Origin of the sequence: Flagellimonas sp., from assembly GCF_965601775.1 — a bacterium.
Taxonomy (GTDB): Bacteria; Bacteroidota; Bacteroidia; order Flavobacteriales; family Flavobacteriaceae; genus Flagellimonas.
In genome coordinates this window covers 1,861,668-1,878,274 of sequence record NZ_OZ271837.1, presented here as the reverse complement: position 1 = coordinate 1,878,274, position 16,607 = coordinate 1,861,668, and the positions used below count along the sequence as shown (strand labels likewise).

Genomic DNA, 16,607 nt, shown 5'->3' with positions numbered 1-16,607 from the left:
AATCAAACCTCCTATTATTTCAACACAATTAAATCCTATGACTGATAAGAAATTGCTTTTACGTTTAAACCTACTTTTCTTTTCATTTCTTGCCTTTGGGACAAGCCTGTTCTCTCAAAATTTTGATGCGCTGGAATACCGTACTGTTGGTCCGGCCCGTGGTGGCCGTGTCACAACCGTAACTGGGGTGGCTCAGGAACCAGGCACCTTTTATTTAGGAGCATCTGGAGGAGGTGTTTGGAAATCTACGGATTATGGCACCTCATGGAACAATGTTTCTGATGGGTTTTTCGATACTCCGTCCATAGGCGCCATACAAGTAGCGGAGAACGACCCGAACATAGTATATGTCGGAACGGGCTCCGACGGACTCCGAAGTAATGTGATAAGTGGTAAAGGCATGTACAAATCCATTGATGCAGGTAAAACATGGGAACATATTGGGTTAAAGAATGTGGGTCAAATTGGAGCAGTTGAAATTGACCCCACCAATAGTAATGTGGTTTGGGTGGCAGCCATTGGCAATGCTTTTAAGAGTAACCCAGAACGGGGTGTCTATAAAACTACAGATGGAGGGAAAAATTGGGAAAAGGTTCTATTTGTCTCTAATAAGGTAGGCTTTGCCGACATTGAACTTTTGCCCGGGAATCCAAATGTTGTTTACGCCGCGGCATGGAAAGCCGAACGGAAACCTTGGACTATCATATCGGGAGGCTCCGCAGATGAGGGAGGAATCTACAAATCTGTAAATGGAGGTAAAGACTGGATTAAACTGAAAAAAGGACTACCCGAAGGTACTATTGGTAAGATTGACTTGGCAGTTTCACAGGTCAATTCGAGCATTGTTTATGCTATTGTTGAAGCACCAGAGGGGAAACAAGGATTGTATAAATCCATAAATCAAGGAAAATCTTTTAAACATGTTTCTGATGATATACGCTTGGTGAATCGACCTTTTTATTACACGAATGTTGAGCTCGACCCCACAAATCCAGAAATCGTGTATTCCAATGCAAATCCGCTTATAAAATCAGAAGATGGTGGAAAAACTTGGAAAGAAATGAGTGTTCCCCATGGAGACAATCATGATATCTGGTTAAATCCAAACAACCCAGGACTATTGATTCAGGCGAATGACGGTGGAGCCAATGTAAGTTTTAATGGAGGCAAGACATGGTCTACGCAGTTCAATCAGTCTACCGCTGAATTGTATCAAGTGGAAGTGGATGACCAATATCCATATTGGTTATATGCGGGGCAACAAGATAACTATACAACCATTGCGGTTCCCAGTTTTCCACCAAGTGGAGTGCAAAACCCAGGTTCGGCTTGGGTTATCAACACTGGAGGTTGCGAAACCGGTCCGGCCGTACCTAAACCTGGAAATCACAATATTGTGTATGCGAATTGCAAAGGGCGTTTTGGAGTTTTTAATAAACTGACAGGTGTTGAAAAAAGTTATTATGTTGGCGCTAGCAATATTTATGGACACAATCCGAAGGATTTAAAATATCGTTTTCAGCGTGTTGCACCGGTACATGTCTCCCCTCACAATCCTGATGTGGTCTATCATGGGTCGCAATTCTTGCACAAAACAGATTCCGATGGGTACTCCTGGGAAACCATTTCACCAGACTTAACTGCTTTCGAGGCGGATAAACAGGTAATTTCAGGAAGTCCCATCACACGGGATATCACCGGCGAAGAGTATTATAGCACGTTATACTCCATCCGAGAGTCCCCTTTAAAAGAAGGATTGATTTGGACGGGTTCCAATGATGGCGTGGTTTCTGTAACTCAAGATGGAGGTAAAACTTGGCAGAATGTCACCCCGAAGAAATTGCCCAAAGGGGGTAGAGTGGAGTCCATAGCTGCTTCTCATCATGATATGGCTACAGCCTATATTGCCGTGGATAGGCATTTATTGGGCGATGCCAAACCTTATATTTATAAAACTACTGATTATGGTTCTAATTGGAAATTACTAAGTACAGTATCCAATGGTATTCCGAGTGACCATACCTCACGAGTTTTGCGCGAGGACCCAGTTAAACCTGGATTGCTATATGCAGGTACAGAATATGGTATGTTTGTTTCGTTGAATGATGGTGATTCCTGGCAATCTTTTCAACAGAACCTCCCTGTTACTCCCATAACCGATATTAAGATTTTTCGAGGTGACTTGGTACTAAGTACCATGGGTCGCGGATTTTGGATTTTGGATGATATAACCGCCTTGCGCGATGCTGCTATAACTTCTTCGGAAAAGAAACCTCACCTTTTTAAACCTGATAATACCATTCGTTATCGATACCCAAAAGTGAGAACAGGCGGAAGTTTCCCTAAATATCCAAGAACAGCGGTCTATATTGATTATTACTTGGCGGAAAAAACCGAAGGTTTGCAGCTGGAGATTCTGGATGCTAATAAAGAAACTTTGGTTACCATCTTAAGTGATAGCACTCTTTTGAAATCATCAGTCAGTGAGGAAGAGAATATGGATTTAAGCACCACTTTTCGCTACGTCAATACAAAGCTGAAAACCAAGAAAGGCCTAAATCGGTTTGAATGGGATTTACGGGAAAAAGGGCCTTGGCACAAAGAAGAAAAAAGGCGTTACAAGAATGGACCTATGGTGCCGCCAGGGTGGTATACTGCCAAACTTACTATAGGTGATACAAGTAGGATGCAGGATTTTGAAATTTTGCCGGACCCTCGAGTTAAAGATGAGGGTATGACTCCAGAATTGTTTGAAAAGCAGCATAGCATGCAGCGTAGTATCCTAAACCTGCTGACAGAAGCGAGGCAATTGGAGCACCAATTGGAAAAGGAAGCCAAAAAATTGGAGTTGGAGGATGCAGATAGCGCTAAACTGGAAAACATCGAAATGGCTTTGAAAGAATTAAAAAATGACGAAGGTGCCTATCCCCAGCAAATGTTGGTGGCTCAAATTTCATATATCTATTATATGGTCAATAGTGCTGATCAAGTTGTTGGAGAAGATGTGATAGCGCGTTACAATGAATTGAAAACAATGTTTGCTGGAATTAAAAATAAGGTTCAATAAATGGTAAGTTCTTTTAATAGATACACGAAATGAAATACACAAAGCTTCTCATTTCCCTTTTACTGACGATTGGAATTTTTTATGCTTTAAATACCAAATTGGGTGCTATTCCACCTCTAGGAAAGTTTTTAAACCCCAGTTCTGGTATATGGCAAAATGAGACAGATGAAATCATCACAGGTGAAATCTTAATCCCAGGTCTAAAGGAAAAAATCACAGTGCATTATGACGAACTTATGATTCCACATGTGTTTGCCCAAAACGAACACGACTTGTATAAAGCCCAAGGATACCTAACTGCAAAACATCGTCTTTGGCAATTGGAGTTCCAAACCCATGCAGCTGCCGGACGGCTATCGGAAATTTTTGGAGAAGGTGCCTTGGAATATGACAGAACCGAAAGGCGACGAGGAATGGGTTATGGGGCTGAACAAGCGATTGCTTACATGGAACAACACGATACCAAAACTCTAGAATTTGTTCAGGATTACGCAGATGGGGTAAATGCATATATAAATCAACTCGACCCAGAGGATTACCCTGTGGAATACAAACTTTTGGATTACGAACCTGAAGCATGGACCGCTAAAAAAACAGCATTACTGTTGATGTATATGACCAAGATGCTGGCAGGATATGACGATGACCTTGAATACACCAATGTTCTTCGAATGATTGGAGAGGATAATTTCAATTTGCTGTTTCCTGACTTTTTTGACATTACGGAACCGGTAATTCCAACAGATACGGATTGGAGCTTTATCGACGTCCCTCAAACTGATTTACCGGCGAGCAAGGTTGTTTTGGATACCATTGTTGAAACGATGGGCAAACCACATCCGGATAATGGGAGCAACAACTGGGCGGTTTCTGGAGCTAAGTCAGTTACGGGTAATCCCATATTGGCCAATGACCCGCATCTGGGACTCAAACTCCCATCTACTTGGTTTGTCATGCAATTAAGCACTCCTAACCAGAATGCCTTTGGGGCTACCATTCCTGGGGCTTTGAGCGTAATTTCAGGTTTCAACCAGTACATTGCTTGGGGCGAAACCAATGCGACGAGGGATGTTATTGATTGGTACAAAATTGAATTCAATAATGACCGAACGCAATACAACTATAATGGGGAATGGAAGGATGTCACCCTGAGAGTAGAAGAAATCGGGATACGAGGTAAAGAAAGTTATAAAGATTCGGTTTTATATACACATCATGGTCCTGTGGTCTATGATAAAAACTTTAAATCCGACAATGAGCGCTCCGGCTATGCCATGCGATGGATTGGGCATGATGGAGGGAACAATCAGAAAACGTTTATAGAACTGAACAAGGCAAAAAACTATGAGGATTACGTCAATGCTTTACAGTATTGGAATGCGCCTGCCCAGAATTTTGTGTTTGCCTCTACGGAAGGGGATATCGCTTTGTGGATACAAGGAAAATTTCCCAATAAATGGGAAGGCCAGGGTAAATTTCTAATGGATGGCAGCAATCCTGAAAATGATTGGCAATCCTATATTCCACAGAAGTTCAATGCGCATACCAAAAATCCGGAACGTGGTTTTGTCAGTTCAGCTAACCAACATCCCGTGGACGAAAACTATCCTTACTACGTTTTCAACGATGGTTATGAAACCTATAGAAATCGGGTGATTAATTCATTCTTCGGCTCTAAGGATAAGTTCAGTGTTGAAGATTTTAAAGATTTGCATAACAACAATCATAACCTCAAGGCAGAAGAACTCTTGCCTTATATGTTGGAACAAATGAATGTTTCTTCGCTATCCGAAGATGAGAAAACAGTCTATGAGGAAATCAAAACTTGGAAATTCAACAATGATATAGATGAAGTAGGACCTAGTATATGGCGCCAATGGTATGCCGAGTTGTACAAGATACTTTGGGATGAATTTGATGATGAGGATACTGCATTGACATCACCGTATACCTATCAAACCATTTATCTATTAAAGAATTATGGAGACCATGAATTCATGGATATAGTGGCTACAGAGGATAAAACAGAAACCGCCAAAGACCTTTTTCTGATTTCTTTTAAGGAAGCGGTAAAGCGGTTAAAAGAGATAAAACAGGAAGATGGGGATTACGCTTGGGGCAATTACAAAGGCACTTATGTAGGTCATTTATTGCAAGCGCTACCTGCTTTTTCCAGATTTGATATTCCTATTGGTGGGGACCGAAATATAGTTAATGCTACTTCTAAAAATCACGGTCCTTCATGGAGAATGATTGTGGAAATGACCAGCCCACCAACCGCTTTGGGCGTATATCCTGGAGGACAATCAGGTAATCCAGGAAGTCAGTACTATGATAATTTTATTGACGATTGGGCCGCAGGCAACTATCACACTCTTAATTTTTTACAGTCTAACGAAGCTGATAATTCAATAATTGGTACACTAACCTTAACACCAGCAAATCATGAATAAGAACACTATTAATTTCTTAGTGACGATAGCATTGGCCGTGATATTCTCATTTTTTCTACCCTGGTGGTCGGTAATGACTGCAGCATTGATCACTTCCTTGTTTCTACCACTCAACAGAGCAGCTGTGTTTTTTGTACCCTTTCTAGCCATACTTTTGTATTGGGCCATCCACAGTTTCGTATTGAGTAGTGCGAATGATTTTATTCTAGCAAAAAAGATATCCCAATTGCTACAAATAGGGGGTAATCCGTATTTGCTTATTTTGGTTACCGGAGTAGTAGGAGGATTGGCAGCAGGTATTGCAGCTATTTTCGGAAAACAGATTGTTTTAATGGGTGCCAAAAGATAAAGGAGATACATGGGAAAAATAAAAATTGGTATTATCAATGTGTCAGACCGGGCCAGTCGTGGCGAATATGAGGATTTACCGGGTAAGGAAGTGAAACGACTTTTGAATCTATGGCTAACTAGTCCTTGGGAAGCGGAGTATGCCGTTATTCCTGATGAACAAGACTTGTTGGAAAAAGAAATGATTGATATGGCTGATAAAAATGCTTGTTGCTTAATCGTTACAACAGGTGGAACAGGGCCCGCAGTTCGGGATGTGACTCCCGAAGCAACCATGGCTGTCTGTGAAAAATTACTTCCTGGATTTGGGGAACAGATGCGGCAAGTAAGCTTGCAGTATGTCCCCACTGCCATTCTTTCCCGACAGACTGCCGGAATCCGTGGGAATACATTAATTGTAAATCTACCTGGAAAGCCAAAGGCCATTCAAGAATGTTTGGAGGCCATATTTCCCGCAATTCCCTATTGTATTGATTTGATAGGAGGACCTTATTTGGAATCGAATCCTGAAACAATGAAAATATTTCGACCTGGTCAACGGTAGACCATAACTTAACTCAATCAGCTTCCCAAAAAATTATACTTTACTCTGACGGAATTATCATTTCGACAGTTTCTATAAAGGATGTGGTCTTATTTCGTGGCATAATTCTAAATTCAAAACGATGCTTAAGAAATATCCTATCCTGAAATGGAGTCTAGTTGGACTCGCTTCTTTGATACTCCTGCTATTTGGTTTTGGCTTGTGGTTTATGAGTCTTATCCCTAAAAAAGATGACCAATACGACCCCACCAAGGTAAAGCCTAGCGAATTAACCTACCTTACCCAAGATATACCGGCAAATAGGGGCAGAGTACTTGCTGTTGTTACCAGCGCAACAACCATGGGAACTAGTGGTAAAAGTACAGGATACGAACTTACCGAACTATCACGCGCCTATTATGTATTCCAAGCCAACGGGTTTGAAGTGGACATTGCCAGTCCGAAAGGGGGCGAGCCCAAGGTAATCATTGATGATGAGGACATGGGCGAATTTGATTTTGCCTTTTTAAACGACAAAGACGCGCAATACAAAGCCAAAAATACCATTCCGGTGGAACAAATTGTCCCATCGGAGTATCAAGCTGTTTTTTTTGTAGGAGGCAAGGGAGCGATGTTTGATTTTCCTGAGAATATGGACATTCAGAATATTGTTCGAGAGCTTTATCAATCTGATAGAGTGGTGGGTGCGGTATGTCATGGTCCTGCAGCCTTGGTCAATGTCACCTTGGATAACGGTCAGCATTTGTTACAAAACAAAAACGTTAGCGGTTTTACCAATGACGAAGAGTTATTACTTATACCCGATGCCAAAGACGTCTTTCCATTTCTACTGCAAGATGAATTGGAAGCTCAAGGTGCACATTTCAATGAAGGCGCTATGTATTTGGAAAAGATAAGTCATGAAAAGAATTTGGTAACCGGGCAAAATCCATGGTCCACTTGGAAAATGGCTGAAACCATGGTCCAAGAAATGGGTTATGTACCTAAATACAGGATGCTGACCTCCGAGGAAAATGCCGTAGAGGTTTTGATTGCTTATGAGACTTCAGGTTCTGAAAAGGCGAAGACCTTGGTTGAACAAATGTATGGTGAAAAGAAAATGGAGGTAGAACGTGTACTCATCGCAAAACATAGCATAATTGCTGCAATGCAAGGGGACATTAGCCGATTTTTTGGTTTGGTGGGCTTGACATCCTACACAAAAAAAATGGCCCAAAAAGGATGATTCCCAAATAGGGCACACCAAATTAAAGGCGCATGACTCTATAGAGTTTATGTGCCTTAACCCAGTAAATATGTTTATTTTAGATAAAACGATAACCTTTGAAGGTACTCGATGTAGCATTAATTCTTATTAGTAGTGCAGGACTCCTGCATGGAATGCTCTTCGCCCTATATCTTATTTTTTTTAAAAAGAAAAAAAGTCTGTCCAATCAGCTTTTGGGGTTGATTTTAATCTTTATGGCGTTTCGGATTGGAAAATCTGTGCTGCTTAATTTTGGGGAAGGTTTGGAACCCATTTTTATTTTTATTGGACTAACTTTTTTATTGCTGATTGGCCCGCTTCTACGTTGGTATGTACTTTCTATGACCAATGCTGAATTTAAATTGCATAAAATGCACTTTTTGGAGTTGGCCCCTTTTGCCTTGATTTTTGGAGCCAGCCTATTTGTCACACGAAGATGGTACGAGAATAGTGAATGGACGGTGGTGGTGTTCGCCAGCGGACTCATTTTCATCTATCTCCACTTGGCCTTTTATATCGGTTTAGCGTGGCGTGAGTTTCGGTTGGCAATGAAAAGATATTCAAGGGAAGAACAAACTAAATCTCAAAAGGCTGTATTCCGCTGGTTATTTTTGGTCCTGATTGGATTTGCCCTAATCTGGGGTACTTATGTCCTTAATATTTTGGATGAGGCGGTTCCTTATGTTGTTGGGCCTATAGTGTATTCTGGGGTGATTTACTTTTTGACCTATAAAGCATTTCAACTAAGGGCTACCGATTTAGATGGTAAAGTATTTAAGGAGAACAGTACGAATCATCTTTTTGAAGCCATTACCAAAATGGTTGTTGGTGAAAGATTATACCTAGAGTCTGATTTATCCTTAACCAAGTTAAGTGAGATGCTAGGGAAAAGTACACAACAAATATCGTTGGCTGTAAATGAACATGGTAAACGCAACTTCAATGACTATATCAATTTTTACCGTATTCAAGATTCCAAAAAAATGCTGGGAAATATAGAAAAGGATAAGTATACCATTTCCTCCATTGCCTTTGATGTGGGGTTTAGCAGTTTATCTTCATTTAATAGTGCATTCAAAAAGTTTGAGGGAACAACCCCATCTTCTTTTAGGAAAAAAGGAACTGTGGCGTAAACTGAATTTCCCCAGTTTTGACTAGTTATTCACTTACGGCCTTATCATTGCCTTTACGATTACCCTTGAATTTATTTTTTGTTAACGGAAACCTGTTTGATCTTATGTAATTGTGATAGAATTTGTGTTACTTTAAAGGGCCAATACGTTAAGACCACCATGGAAAACAATAAAAAAACCTATGTATCACCGATACAAAGCCTAGATTTTTATCTTCAAAATTATAGGGACTTATGCAAAAAGCTAAAACTAGACAATGAGCTATCCGAATTAAGGGAAGTCCTTAAAAGGGATGTAGCAACATCCGTCAGAGAGGTTTTGCAAAATTCCAATTACGAGGCTTTGGTTGTCACCGATACCAATAAGAATATCATATGGGTCAACAATGGGTTTCGAGAAATGACAGGTTATTCCAAAAGCTTTGCAATTGGAAGAAAACCTAGTTTTTTGCAGGGAAAAAAAACATCGCAGGAAACAAAGGAGGAAATTCGATTGTTGATAAAACAGCAGAAAAGGTTTTCCAAATCACTTGTTAACTATAGGAAGAATGGGGAGGAATACCTATGTCATATTGATGTCTTGCCCCTCTATAACAGCAATAAAAAAGTGACCCATTTTCTAGCTATGGAGAAGGAACAAGTTGCAGCCTAAGGTCATTTAAATAAGGGGATTTATAAAACCTTAGCGAATACAATCTGCACATTTGCCGACAAGTAGGAGAGAAACAGACTCTATGCTATGCTCAGCAACTTCTGGAACGGAAACATCGATAGGAAGACACTCTGTTTTCCCGCAATCTCGACATTGAAAATGGGGATGGGTTGTAAGGTTATCTGAGTGTGAATTACCGCTGTCATTATTTATGGCATACCATGTAAGACCGTCCTGCCCTGTGAACGAATGTAATAAGCCATCATCCTCCAAACGTTCAAGTATTCTGTAAACGGTTGATTTATTCATTTTAAGCTGAAGTCTTTCCACCAGCTCACGGGTAGATATAGCAGTTTTGTTCTGCGTAATCTCTTCAAGCAATAATTTAACTGACTTGGTTTTTCTGATGATACCCATTCGGCAAATTTATTGCGACTTAGTTGCAATAACAAATAGTTTGAGTATTTTTGCAACATAATCGTATTTACAGTCTCAAAAATAAAGTATGCAGGGTACAAGTCAAATACAAAAACTAAATTATTCAGACTTGGTGGGAGTAGTTGCCAGTGGTCTATGTGCCATCCACTGTGCCCTGACTCCAATGGTTTTTGTAGCCAGACCCCTTTTGGAAGGTACCATGGGTGCACATAGTCATGGACCTGGTTTTTGGGCATTATTGGATTACCTATTCTTGATTTTAAGCCTGGTTGCCGTTTGGTTCTCAGCAAAACATACCACTCACTCCGGAATAAAACGGGTTTTATGGATAGCATGGATAGTTTTTTCAATTGGACTTTTATCTGAAACCTTTTATTTTCATCAAGGTAAGTGGTTAATGTATATCGGGTCCATAGTCTTGGTTTTGGCACACGCCTATAACCATCGCTTTTGTAGAAAAGTAAAGTTGGATGTCCCTCCAGAAAACAGTAATAGATGATATCATCCACCAATTTAGAGGATAACGCCGTAATTGGCAATGAGATAGAACTACTGCAGGATATTCACTTAAAAACCAAAAACATCGCGATTTGTCAACGTGGAATCGAACATTTGAGAGAAGGATTAAGGAAAGCTGCTCAATGCACACTGGAGTTTTGCGAAAGTGGTTCAATACAAGAAATTACTAGTTCCCTCAATACCTATTTTACCAGTGAACTGCCTGAACAAATGGACCTTTTGGAGGATGTTCTATATCTTTTGAAATCGTTTAAAAAAATCACCGAATCTTCCTCTTTTCGGGTCTCATTGGTTAATGTTAAGACAACCATGTGTCCTAGGTTCCATGCAGACCATAATCAACTTAGGATGCTCTGTACTTATCATGGACCGGGTACACTATGGTTGCCAGACTATGCCGTTGATAGACAGGCATACCTTACTGGAAAAGGTAATCAAAAGATTTTAGCTGATGAAAGTCATGCCAGACAAGTTAATGCTGGTGATGTGGTTATTTTAAAAGGGACATTGTATCAAGGGTCTACACCTATTTTGCATTGTAGTCCCAACATTGAGGAAGATGATAAGGAACGAATATTGCTTACAATTGACGTTAATGAACCCTTGGCTTGCCCAAGAATGGATTAGTAAAAACATCAAATTGCATAGATAATTAATACGAAATATGAGAACAGAAAATAAACTTCCCGTTACGGTTTTGAGCGGATTTCTTGGTGCAGGAAAAACCACCTTGCTCAATCATGTATTGCACAATAAAGAAGGGTTAAAAGTTGCCGTCATCGTAAATGATATGAGCGAGGTCAATGTAGATGCGGAACTGGTAAAGAAAGAAAACACCCTTTCCCGGACAGAGGAAAAACTGGTGGAAATGAGCAATGGATGTATTTGCTGTACCCTCCGGGAGGACTTGATGATAGAAGTGGAACGATTGGCCAAAGAAAACCGTTTCGATTACCTCCTTATAGAAAGTACCGGTATCAGTGAGCCGGTACCTGTAGCCCAAACCTTTTCTTTTGTGGATGAAGAAAGTGACATCGACCTGTCACGTTTCAGTTACATCGACACCATGGTAACAGTGGTGGATGCCTTTAACTTTTTCAAAGATTTTGGCAGTCCCGAAACATTGATGGATAGGGACCTTACCGATATGGATGGAGATGACCGAACTATTGCCGATTTGTTGACTGACCAGGTCGAATTCGCCAATGTTATCATTTTGAACAAAACTGACTTGGTGACTACAGAAGACTTGAAGACTTTGAAGGGTGCCATCCAAAAATTAAACCCATCTGCGCGCATTATTGAATCGACCTACAGTAAGGTGGCGCCCGAAGCTATTCTAAATACAGGACTTTTTGATTTTGAGGAAGCAGAACAAAGTGCAGGTTGGATTGAAGAACTTGAAAAAGACGAACATACTCCCGAAACAGAGGAATATGGGATATCATCATTTGTCTTTAAGTCCAAAAAACCTTTTGACCCAGTTCGATTTTTGCGCTTCGCCCAAGAATTCCCAAAGAACATTATCCGAAGCAAAGGGTTATTCTGGTTGGCTTCAAGGCCAGAACAAGCACTGGTTTGGGGTCAAGCGGGAGGTTCATTAAAAGCACATAGCGCAGGGGTTTGGTGGAGTAGTATGCCTATTCAAAAACGAATCCAGTACGTAGCATATATCGAAAACCAGGATTTGATTGAAGAAGGTTGGGACAAAACGTTTGGAGACCGAAAAAACGAAATCGTATTTATCGGTCAGAATATGGATGAGGCAGCAATTAGGGCAGAACTTAATTATTGTTTATCATCTGATGATGAACTCGAAACGCAAAATTGGCGTGAAGGTTATCCAGATAAATGGCCTATGAACACGACCTACGCACTATAATAAAATAGACTTTAACGGAAATAGATTTTTTTGCACCGTCATCTAAAATTCTTTGGCTTCGGTAAAACAAAGTCAGCTTTTTATTTGAAATAATCAGAACAGTTTTTTCATATCCAAAGGCTTACTCTTTTCTTGAAGAAATATCCGAAAGAATGTTTAAACTAATACCCATGGGTAATAAGTAACTTGGCACTTGGTTGGAGCCCATTATTCCACTACGGGGTTGAAGGGTGAATAGGTGTAAAGCTCCCAAGCTCCTCTGTAATGGCCTTCGGTATGTATCCAATTAGTGGTGCGAAATTCCCAGAAAACACCTGTGTCTCCTGAAATGGCCAGCTCCTTTTCCGAGTCCCTACCATAAAGAATCTCTGCTTCTCCAACCAGTTGTAGTACTGTTCCTGTCTCATGGTCCATGAAAAGCAAACCAGTTTTGGGATATTGGTGTATGTTTCCCAAAGTATTGAACAGGTTGTTTCCGGGATAATCGGGAATCATCAGAGTACCATCAGTGGTAATTGAAACGAAACCATCATTTCCTCCTCGGTGGGATGTATCCATTCTGCCATCCTTGTTGCGGGAAGAAACATAAAAGGTGTTGCTCCGTGAAATCAAGTCCAACTCGGCTGGACCTAATACGGTTCCTTCGGATACAAGGCTAGAATCAGCATTATGGGCATTGTCAAGTATCAATTTACCCGCTTGAATGTATTTAGGACAGTTACCGTAGGATTCCACCACTTGCACCTTGAGTATGCCGTTTTCCTTGGTCACGTGACCGTTTACCCTAAAACGGGTTCGCGATTCATGCTGTATAAACAAAAAACCAATCTCTGGATTGACCTCGATATTCCTAAAGAACACATCACTTTTGGGACTTTTAATCTTTTCGGGATTAATCAATAATTCCGTTCTGTCGAGTACCTTTAAAAATCCCAAATCTCCATAAAGAACCGATGACCAGGGTTGACCTGACACGTCAGTAGAGCCTACGAATATCACAGTTTGTAATTCGATAAACGGTACCATGCCAGGAAAGATAACAGGCGCTATCATTCTTTTGAGCCTACTGGCCTCTTTTTCCCTTCCAAGCTTACGCTGGACCGCTAATTCACCTTCATGAAATACATCTTTTTCCATACTGTTTGGTCGGATTTATGTTCAATAGCTTAACGGTTAAAGAGTCTTTTTTGATGATATCTTGATTTGAGCAACTACTTAATGCAAATGGCAAACCAAATACAGTTTTCTTAAAATTCAAATTAAATATTCAACAGATTCGTCAGCAGCAAAAAATTAATTTGCTTTAGATGATAAGTTAGGAGTAAACCTTCCATATTCCTAATTACTCAAGGCTAATCTTCTAAAGAATTCTTCGAAATAGGGGGGTAGTCTAACCCCTTTTCCGCTTTTTGTATAAGACTTTCCGCCTTTTGTATACTTTTTTCATTGTTGGATGAAACAATTTTGTTCTGAAAAAAAGAAGCAGTGGCTAAGAAGCGGTTTAAAATAGTATCCACAGCAATCATATCGAGGTTTATGATTGGCTTCGTCGCTATATGGTTTTTTGTGGGCTTTATTCCAAAAGAAGGGCATAAAACCCAAAATGACCATACTATCTTTCAGCTGACACAATCCTTTGCTAACATTTTTATTGTCGAACAAGACGGTAAGCTACTAATGATTGATTCAGGCAATCCCCAAAAGGGTGAGGTTTTGGAATCCAAGTTGATGAATATTGGAATTGACCCCTCTAAGATTGATTATCTGATATTGACCCATGCCCATCCTGACCATGCCGGCAATGCATACTATTTCAAGGAAAAATTTGGAATCAAAATATTGGTTGGTTCTGGGGAAGAAGAAATGATCAAAGCCCAAGGATCAGATATGAACCTCTGTCCAAGAGGGCCTCTGGGTCTATTGATACAACAAACACATGCAAAGAAAACATATGAAAAGTTCATTCCCGATATATGCGTTAAGGATAGTTTTGACCTTTCGAATATTGGCTTTAAAGGTCTTGTGAAACTCATTCCGGGGCATACTCCAGGTTCCCTTTTCGTTGAGATGGATGATGCGGTTTTTGTTGGTGACTTAATTCGTGGGCAAATTTTAAATCCGAAGAAACCGGCCTACCACATCTTCATGTGCAACTTGGAAGAAAATCTGCAGCAAATCAAAAAACTTGCAAATAAGACTCACATCAAGATGTGGTATCCAGGTCATGGAGGACCTTTGTCGGCTCAGAAAATTACTGAATTCATAAAAACCAACAAGTCCAATAAATAATGGATTAAAACATTTAAGCAGAAATAAAAGTATACATGAACAAAGAAGAATAAAATGAAAAAAGCTATGAAAATTACTGGAATTAGTCTGGGCTTCTTATTGGCCCTATTCAGTGTCTGGCACTTGGCGCAAGGTCAGTCCATTGCACCCTCTCAAAATGTATCCCCCGATTTTAAGGGACGTTTGTTGGCCGTCTCTGATGCTGATATGATAGCAGGTGCCTACGCCAACGGAGAGTTAAACAAAGTTGCGGGAATTGAAGATGAATTGCTATTGTTTGATGGTTTGGATGATGCATCAAATGCAAAGAAGGGATTGCACGTAAGCAATTCGGTCATTTCATGGCCTGCCATTCTAGAATGGAACCCAACTAATCAATTTGCCTACGTGGCGGAAACCAGAGCAGTTCATACCGGAAATGCTCAAAAAATGGGAAATGTTTTCACTGATTTCCCAATTGGAAAAAAAATTACGGTAGTCGATTATACTAATGCTAAATCACCAAAAATTGTACAGGAAAAGGAAGTTGGTGAAAACATTCAAGGGGTTAGTATCAATGCGAGTGGAACATTGATGGTATCTGGTTCTACCGCAATCGGAAAAGAATTGGTAGTAATGGGATTAAAAAAAGGACGTATAGAAAATGTACGGTACTTCACCCATGAAAGTATATCCACAAAGGACACGGGTAATGGAGGTATTCGGACCATAGAATTTCATCCCACGAAGAACATCATTGCGGCAAACCTTAACAATACCCATCTAATATTTTTCAAAATTACTGAGAACAAGGGTACCATAACCCTTTCACAACTGGGAGACACAATGGAAGTGGCCAAACGTTGGAGTGTGGGCAATTGGCACCCTTCCGGTAAATACTTCATTCTTTCCGATTTAAGATGGGGCAACGGTCTAGGTCAAATTACCCATGGGAAAGGGAAACTAATATCAGTTGGTTTTGATGAAGGTGGAAACCACAAGATTATTGATAAGGAAAAAGTTGGACTTAGCCCCGAAGGTTTTGATATAAGTCCTGATGGTAATTATGCGGTCACTGCCAACATGAGAAGGACTTGGGCACCTAAAAAGGGATTTTGGTTTGTACCTGCCCGAAAGGAATCTTCATTATCCTTGGTCAAAATTGATGCCGATACAGGCACACTTACCAAAGTGGGCAAGGATTATGGCTTTAAAGGTGCACTTCCGGAGGATGCTGTATTCGATTTAGAGAACAATACCATAGCTGTTGCTGTATACCATGACCGCAAAGAGGAATTTCCAAAGGAAGGGTGGATAGACTTTTGGGAAGTACAGGATGACCAACTTATCAAAACAGATAAACGACTAAAGGTGGCTCGTGGAGTACACAATTTATTATTGATTAAATAGAAATCAAAATTGCTATGAAAAGTACAAGAATTAAAACAACAATATTGGCCCTTGTGGTATTTGCGGGCTTTGGGGTTCAAAGTGTTCAGGGACAGGATACTGACCCTTCTACCAGCAAGGGGAGTTTTGGCATCAGTTCAAACCCTGCCTATTTTGCTCTTGGCGGGTATAGTGTTAGGGGCATCTACCATTTACCTAAACGGTGGTCCTTTGGTGTTAATGTCGAGGCGGGCTTTGAGCTACCAGACGATTTTCGTGATATCTTCTTCAATGACAATCAAGCCATTAATGTTGACTGGGATTATTTGGTTGCTGCAGAAGCGCGGTATCGTTTTAGTAAGGAAAGCTATGATGCCGGATTTTACGTGAATGGTAGTTTAGGCTTTGAAGGTTGGACAGTCAATGAAATCGTTTCCGATGCTGATACTTCCTTCGACAATTGGTTCTCATCCTTTGGAATTGGTTACACTTGGTACCCGTTCAAAAAGAAAAATTTCAATGTTGGGTTGAATTACAATATCATTTTTATTTTGAACAATACAGACAACCAACAAGTAGGTGATACAACTTTTAACATAGAAAGTGTAATACCACCCACCCTTATTCCGTCCAATATCCTTATCGGTTGGAGGTTTTAAAATTCTGATG

General features: G+C 40.3%; 15 protein-coding genes. 13 read left to right on the top strand and 2 right to left on the bottom strand.

The window, feature by feature from the left end; genetic code table 11:
* The first annotated feature begins 37 nt into the window (after positions 1–37).
* The 7 genes from ACSLUF_RS08655 (at position 38) to ACSLUF_RS08625 (ending at position 9,442) form a co-directional block, all read left to right on the top strand.
* Positions 38–3,067, top strand: coding sequence for a WD40/YVTN/BNR-like repeat-containing protein (locus ACSLUF_RS08655; protein ID WP_435625715.1), 3,030 nt, complete (start codon positions 38–40; stop codon positions 3,065–3,067).
* Positions 3,068–3,096: 29 nt separating this feature from the next.
* Positions 3,097–5,520 (top strand): penicillin acylase family protein, encoded by a 2,424-nt coding sequence (locus ACSLUF_RS08650; protein WP_435625714.1) that lies wholly within the window; start codon positions 3,097–3,099, stop codon positions 5,518–5,520.
* The gene (locus tag ACSLUF_RS08645; RefSeq protein ID WP_435625713.1) at positions 5,513–5,869 is read left to right on the top strand and encodes a hypothetical protein; all 357 of its coding nucleotides are present in this window, start codon (positions 5,513–5,515) and stop codon (positions 5,867–5,869) included. Before ACSLUF_RS08650 ends, ACSLUF_RS08645 begins: the two co-directional genes overlap by 8 nt.
* A 9-nt stretch (positions 5,870–5,878) precedes the next feature.
* Positions 5,879–6,412: a molybdopterin adenylyltransferase gene (gene mog, locus ACSLUF_RS08640; RefSeq protein WP_435625712.1), complete on the top strand. Its 534-nt coding sequence runs from the start codon at positions 5,879–5,881 to the stop codon at positions 6,410–6,412.
* Positions 6,413–6,533: 121 nt separating this feature from the next.
* Positions 6,534–7,637 (top strand): type 1 glutamine amidotransferase domain-containing protein, encoded by a 1,104-nt coding sequence (locus tag ACSLUF_RS08635; protein WP_435625711.1) that lies wholly within the window; start codon positions 6,534–6,536, stop codon positions 7,635–7,637.
* A gap of 98 nt (positions 7,638–7,735) precedes the next feature.
* Positions 7,736–8,791: a helix-turn-helix domain-containing protein gene (locus ACSLUF_RS08630; RefSeq protein WP_435625710.1), complete on the top strand. Its 1,056-nt coding sequence runs from the start codon at positions 7,736–7,738 to the stop codon at positions 8,789–8,791.
* 159 nt (positions 8,792–8,950) lie between these two features.
* On the top strand, positions 8,951–9,442 hold the full coding sequence (locus ACSLUF_RS08625) for a PAS domain-containing protein (RefSeq protein WP_435625709.1): 492 nt from the start codon (positions 8,951–8,953) through the stop codon (positions 9,440–9,442).
* Positions 9,443–9,472: 30 nt separating this feature from the next.
* Here the strand turns inward: ACSLUF_RS08625 and ACSLUF_RS08620 are convergent, their stop codons facing one another.
* Positions 9,473–9,859, bottom strand: coding sequence for a Fur family transcriptional regulator (locus ACSLUF_RS08620; RefSeq protein WP_435625708.1), 387 nt, complete (start codon positions 9,857–9,859; stop codon positions 9,473–9,475).
* Positions 9,860–9,947: 88 nt separating this feature from the next.
* Between ACSLUF_RS08620 and ACSLUF_RS08615 the strand changes: the two genes are divergently transcribed.
* The 3 genes from ACSLUF_RS08615 to ACSLUF_RS08605 are packed head-to-tail and all read left to right on the top strand — an operon-like array spanning position 9,948 to position 12,281.
* Positions 9,948–10,379, top strand: coding sequence for a MerC domain-containing protein (locus tag ACSLUF_RS08615; RefSeq protein ID WP_435625707.1), 432 nt, complete (start codon positions 9,948–9,950; stop codon positions 10,377–10,379).
* The gene (locus ACSLUF_RS08610; RefSeq protein WP_435625706.1) at positions 10,376–11,026 is read left to right on the top strand and encodes a DUF1826 domain-containing protein; all 651 of its coding nucleotides are present in this window, start codon (positions 10,376–10,378) and stop codon (positions 11,024–11,026) included. The genes ACSLUF_RS08615 and ACSLUF_RS08610 overlap by 4 nt, the downstream gene beginning before the upstream one ends.
* A gap of 37 nt (positions 11,027–11,063) precedes the next feature.
* Positions 11,064–12,281: a GTP-binding protein gene (locus ACSLUF_RS08605; protein ID WP_435625705.1), complete on the top strand. Its 1,218-nt coding sequence runs from the start codon at positions 11,064–11,066 to the stop codon at positions 12,279–12,281.
* A 207-nt stretch (positions 12,282–12,488) separates the two neighbouring features.
* On the opposite strand, the gene ACSLUF_RS08600 is transcribed toward ACSLUF_RS08605, so the two are convergent.
* Positions 12,489–13,418 (bottom strand): pyridoxamine 5'-phosphate oxidase family protein, encoded by a 930-nt coding sequence (locus tag ACSLUF_RS08600; RefSeq protein ID WP_435625704.1) that lies wholly within the window; start codon positions 13,416–13,418, stop codon positions 12,489–12,491.
* A 348-nt stretch (positions 13,419–13,766) separates the two neighbouring features.
* On the opposite strand from ACSLUF_RS08600, the gene ACSLUF_RS08595 reads away from it, so the two are divergent.
* From ACSLUF_RS08595 to ACSLUF_RS08585, 3 genes are all read left to right on the top strand, one after another.
* The gene (locus ACSLUF_RS08595) at positions 13,767–14,570 is read left to right on the top strand and encodes an MBL fold metallo-hydrolase (RefSeq protein ID WP_435625703.1); all 804 of its coding nucleotides are present in this window, start codon (positions 13,767–13,769) and stop codon (positions 14,568–14,570) included.
* A gap of 66 nt (positions 14,571–14,636) precedes the next feature.
* Positions 14,637–15,959 carry a hypothetical protein gene (locus tag ACSLUF_RS08590; protein ID WP_435625702.1) on the top strand — a complete coding sequence of 441 codons (1,323 nt, stop codon included), beginning with the start codon at positions 14,637–14,639 and terminating at the stop codon, positions 15,957–15,959.
* Positions 15,960–15,973: 14 nt separating this feature from the next.
* Complete coding sequence (locus tag ACSLUF_RS08585; RefSeq protein ID WP_435625701.1) at positions 15,974–16,597, top strand: hypothetical protein; 624 nt, start codon at positions 15,974–15,976, stop codon at positions 16,595–16,597.
* Positions 16,598–16,607 lie beyond the last annotated feature (10 nt).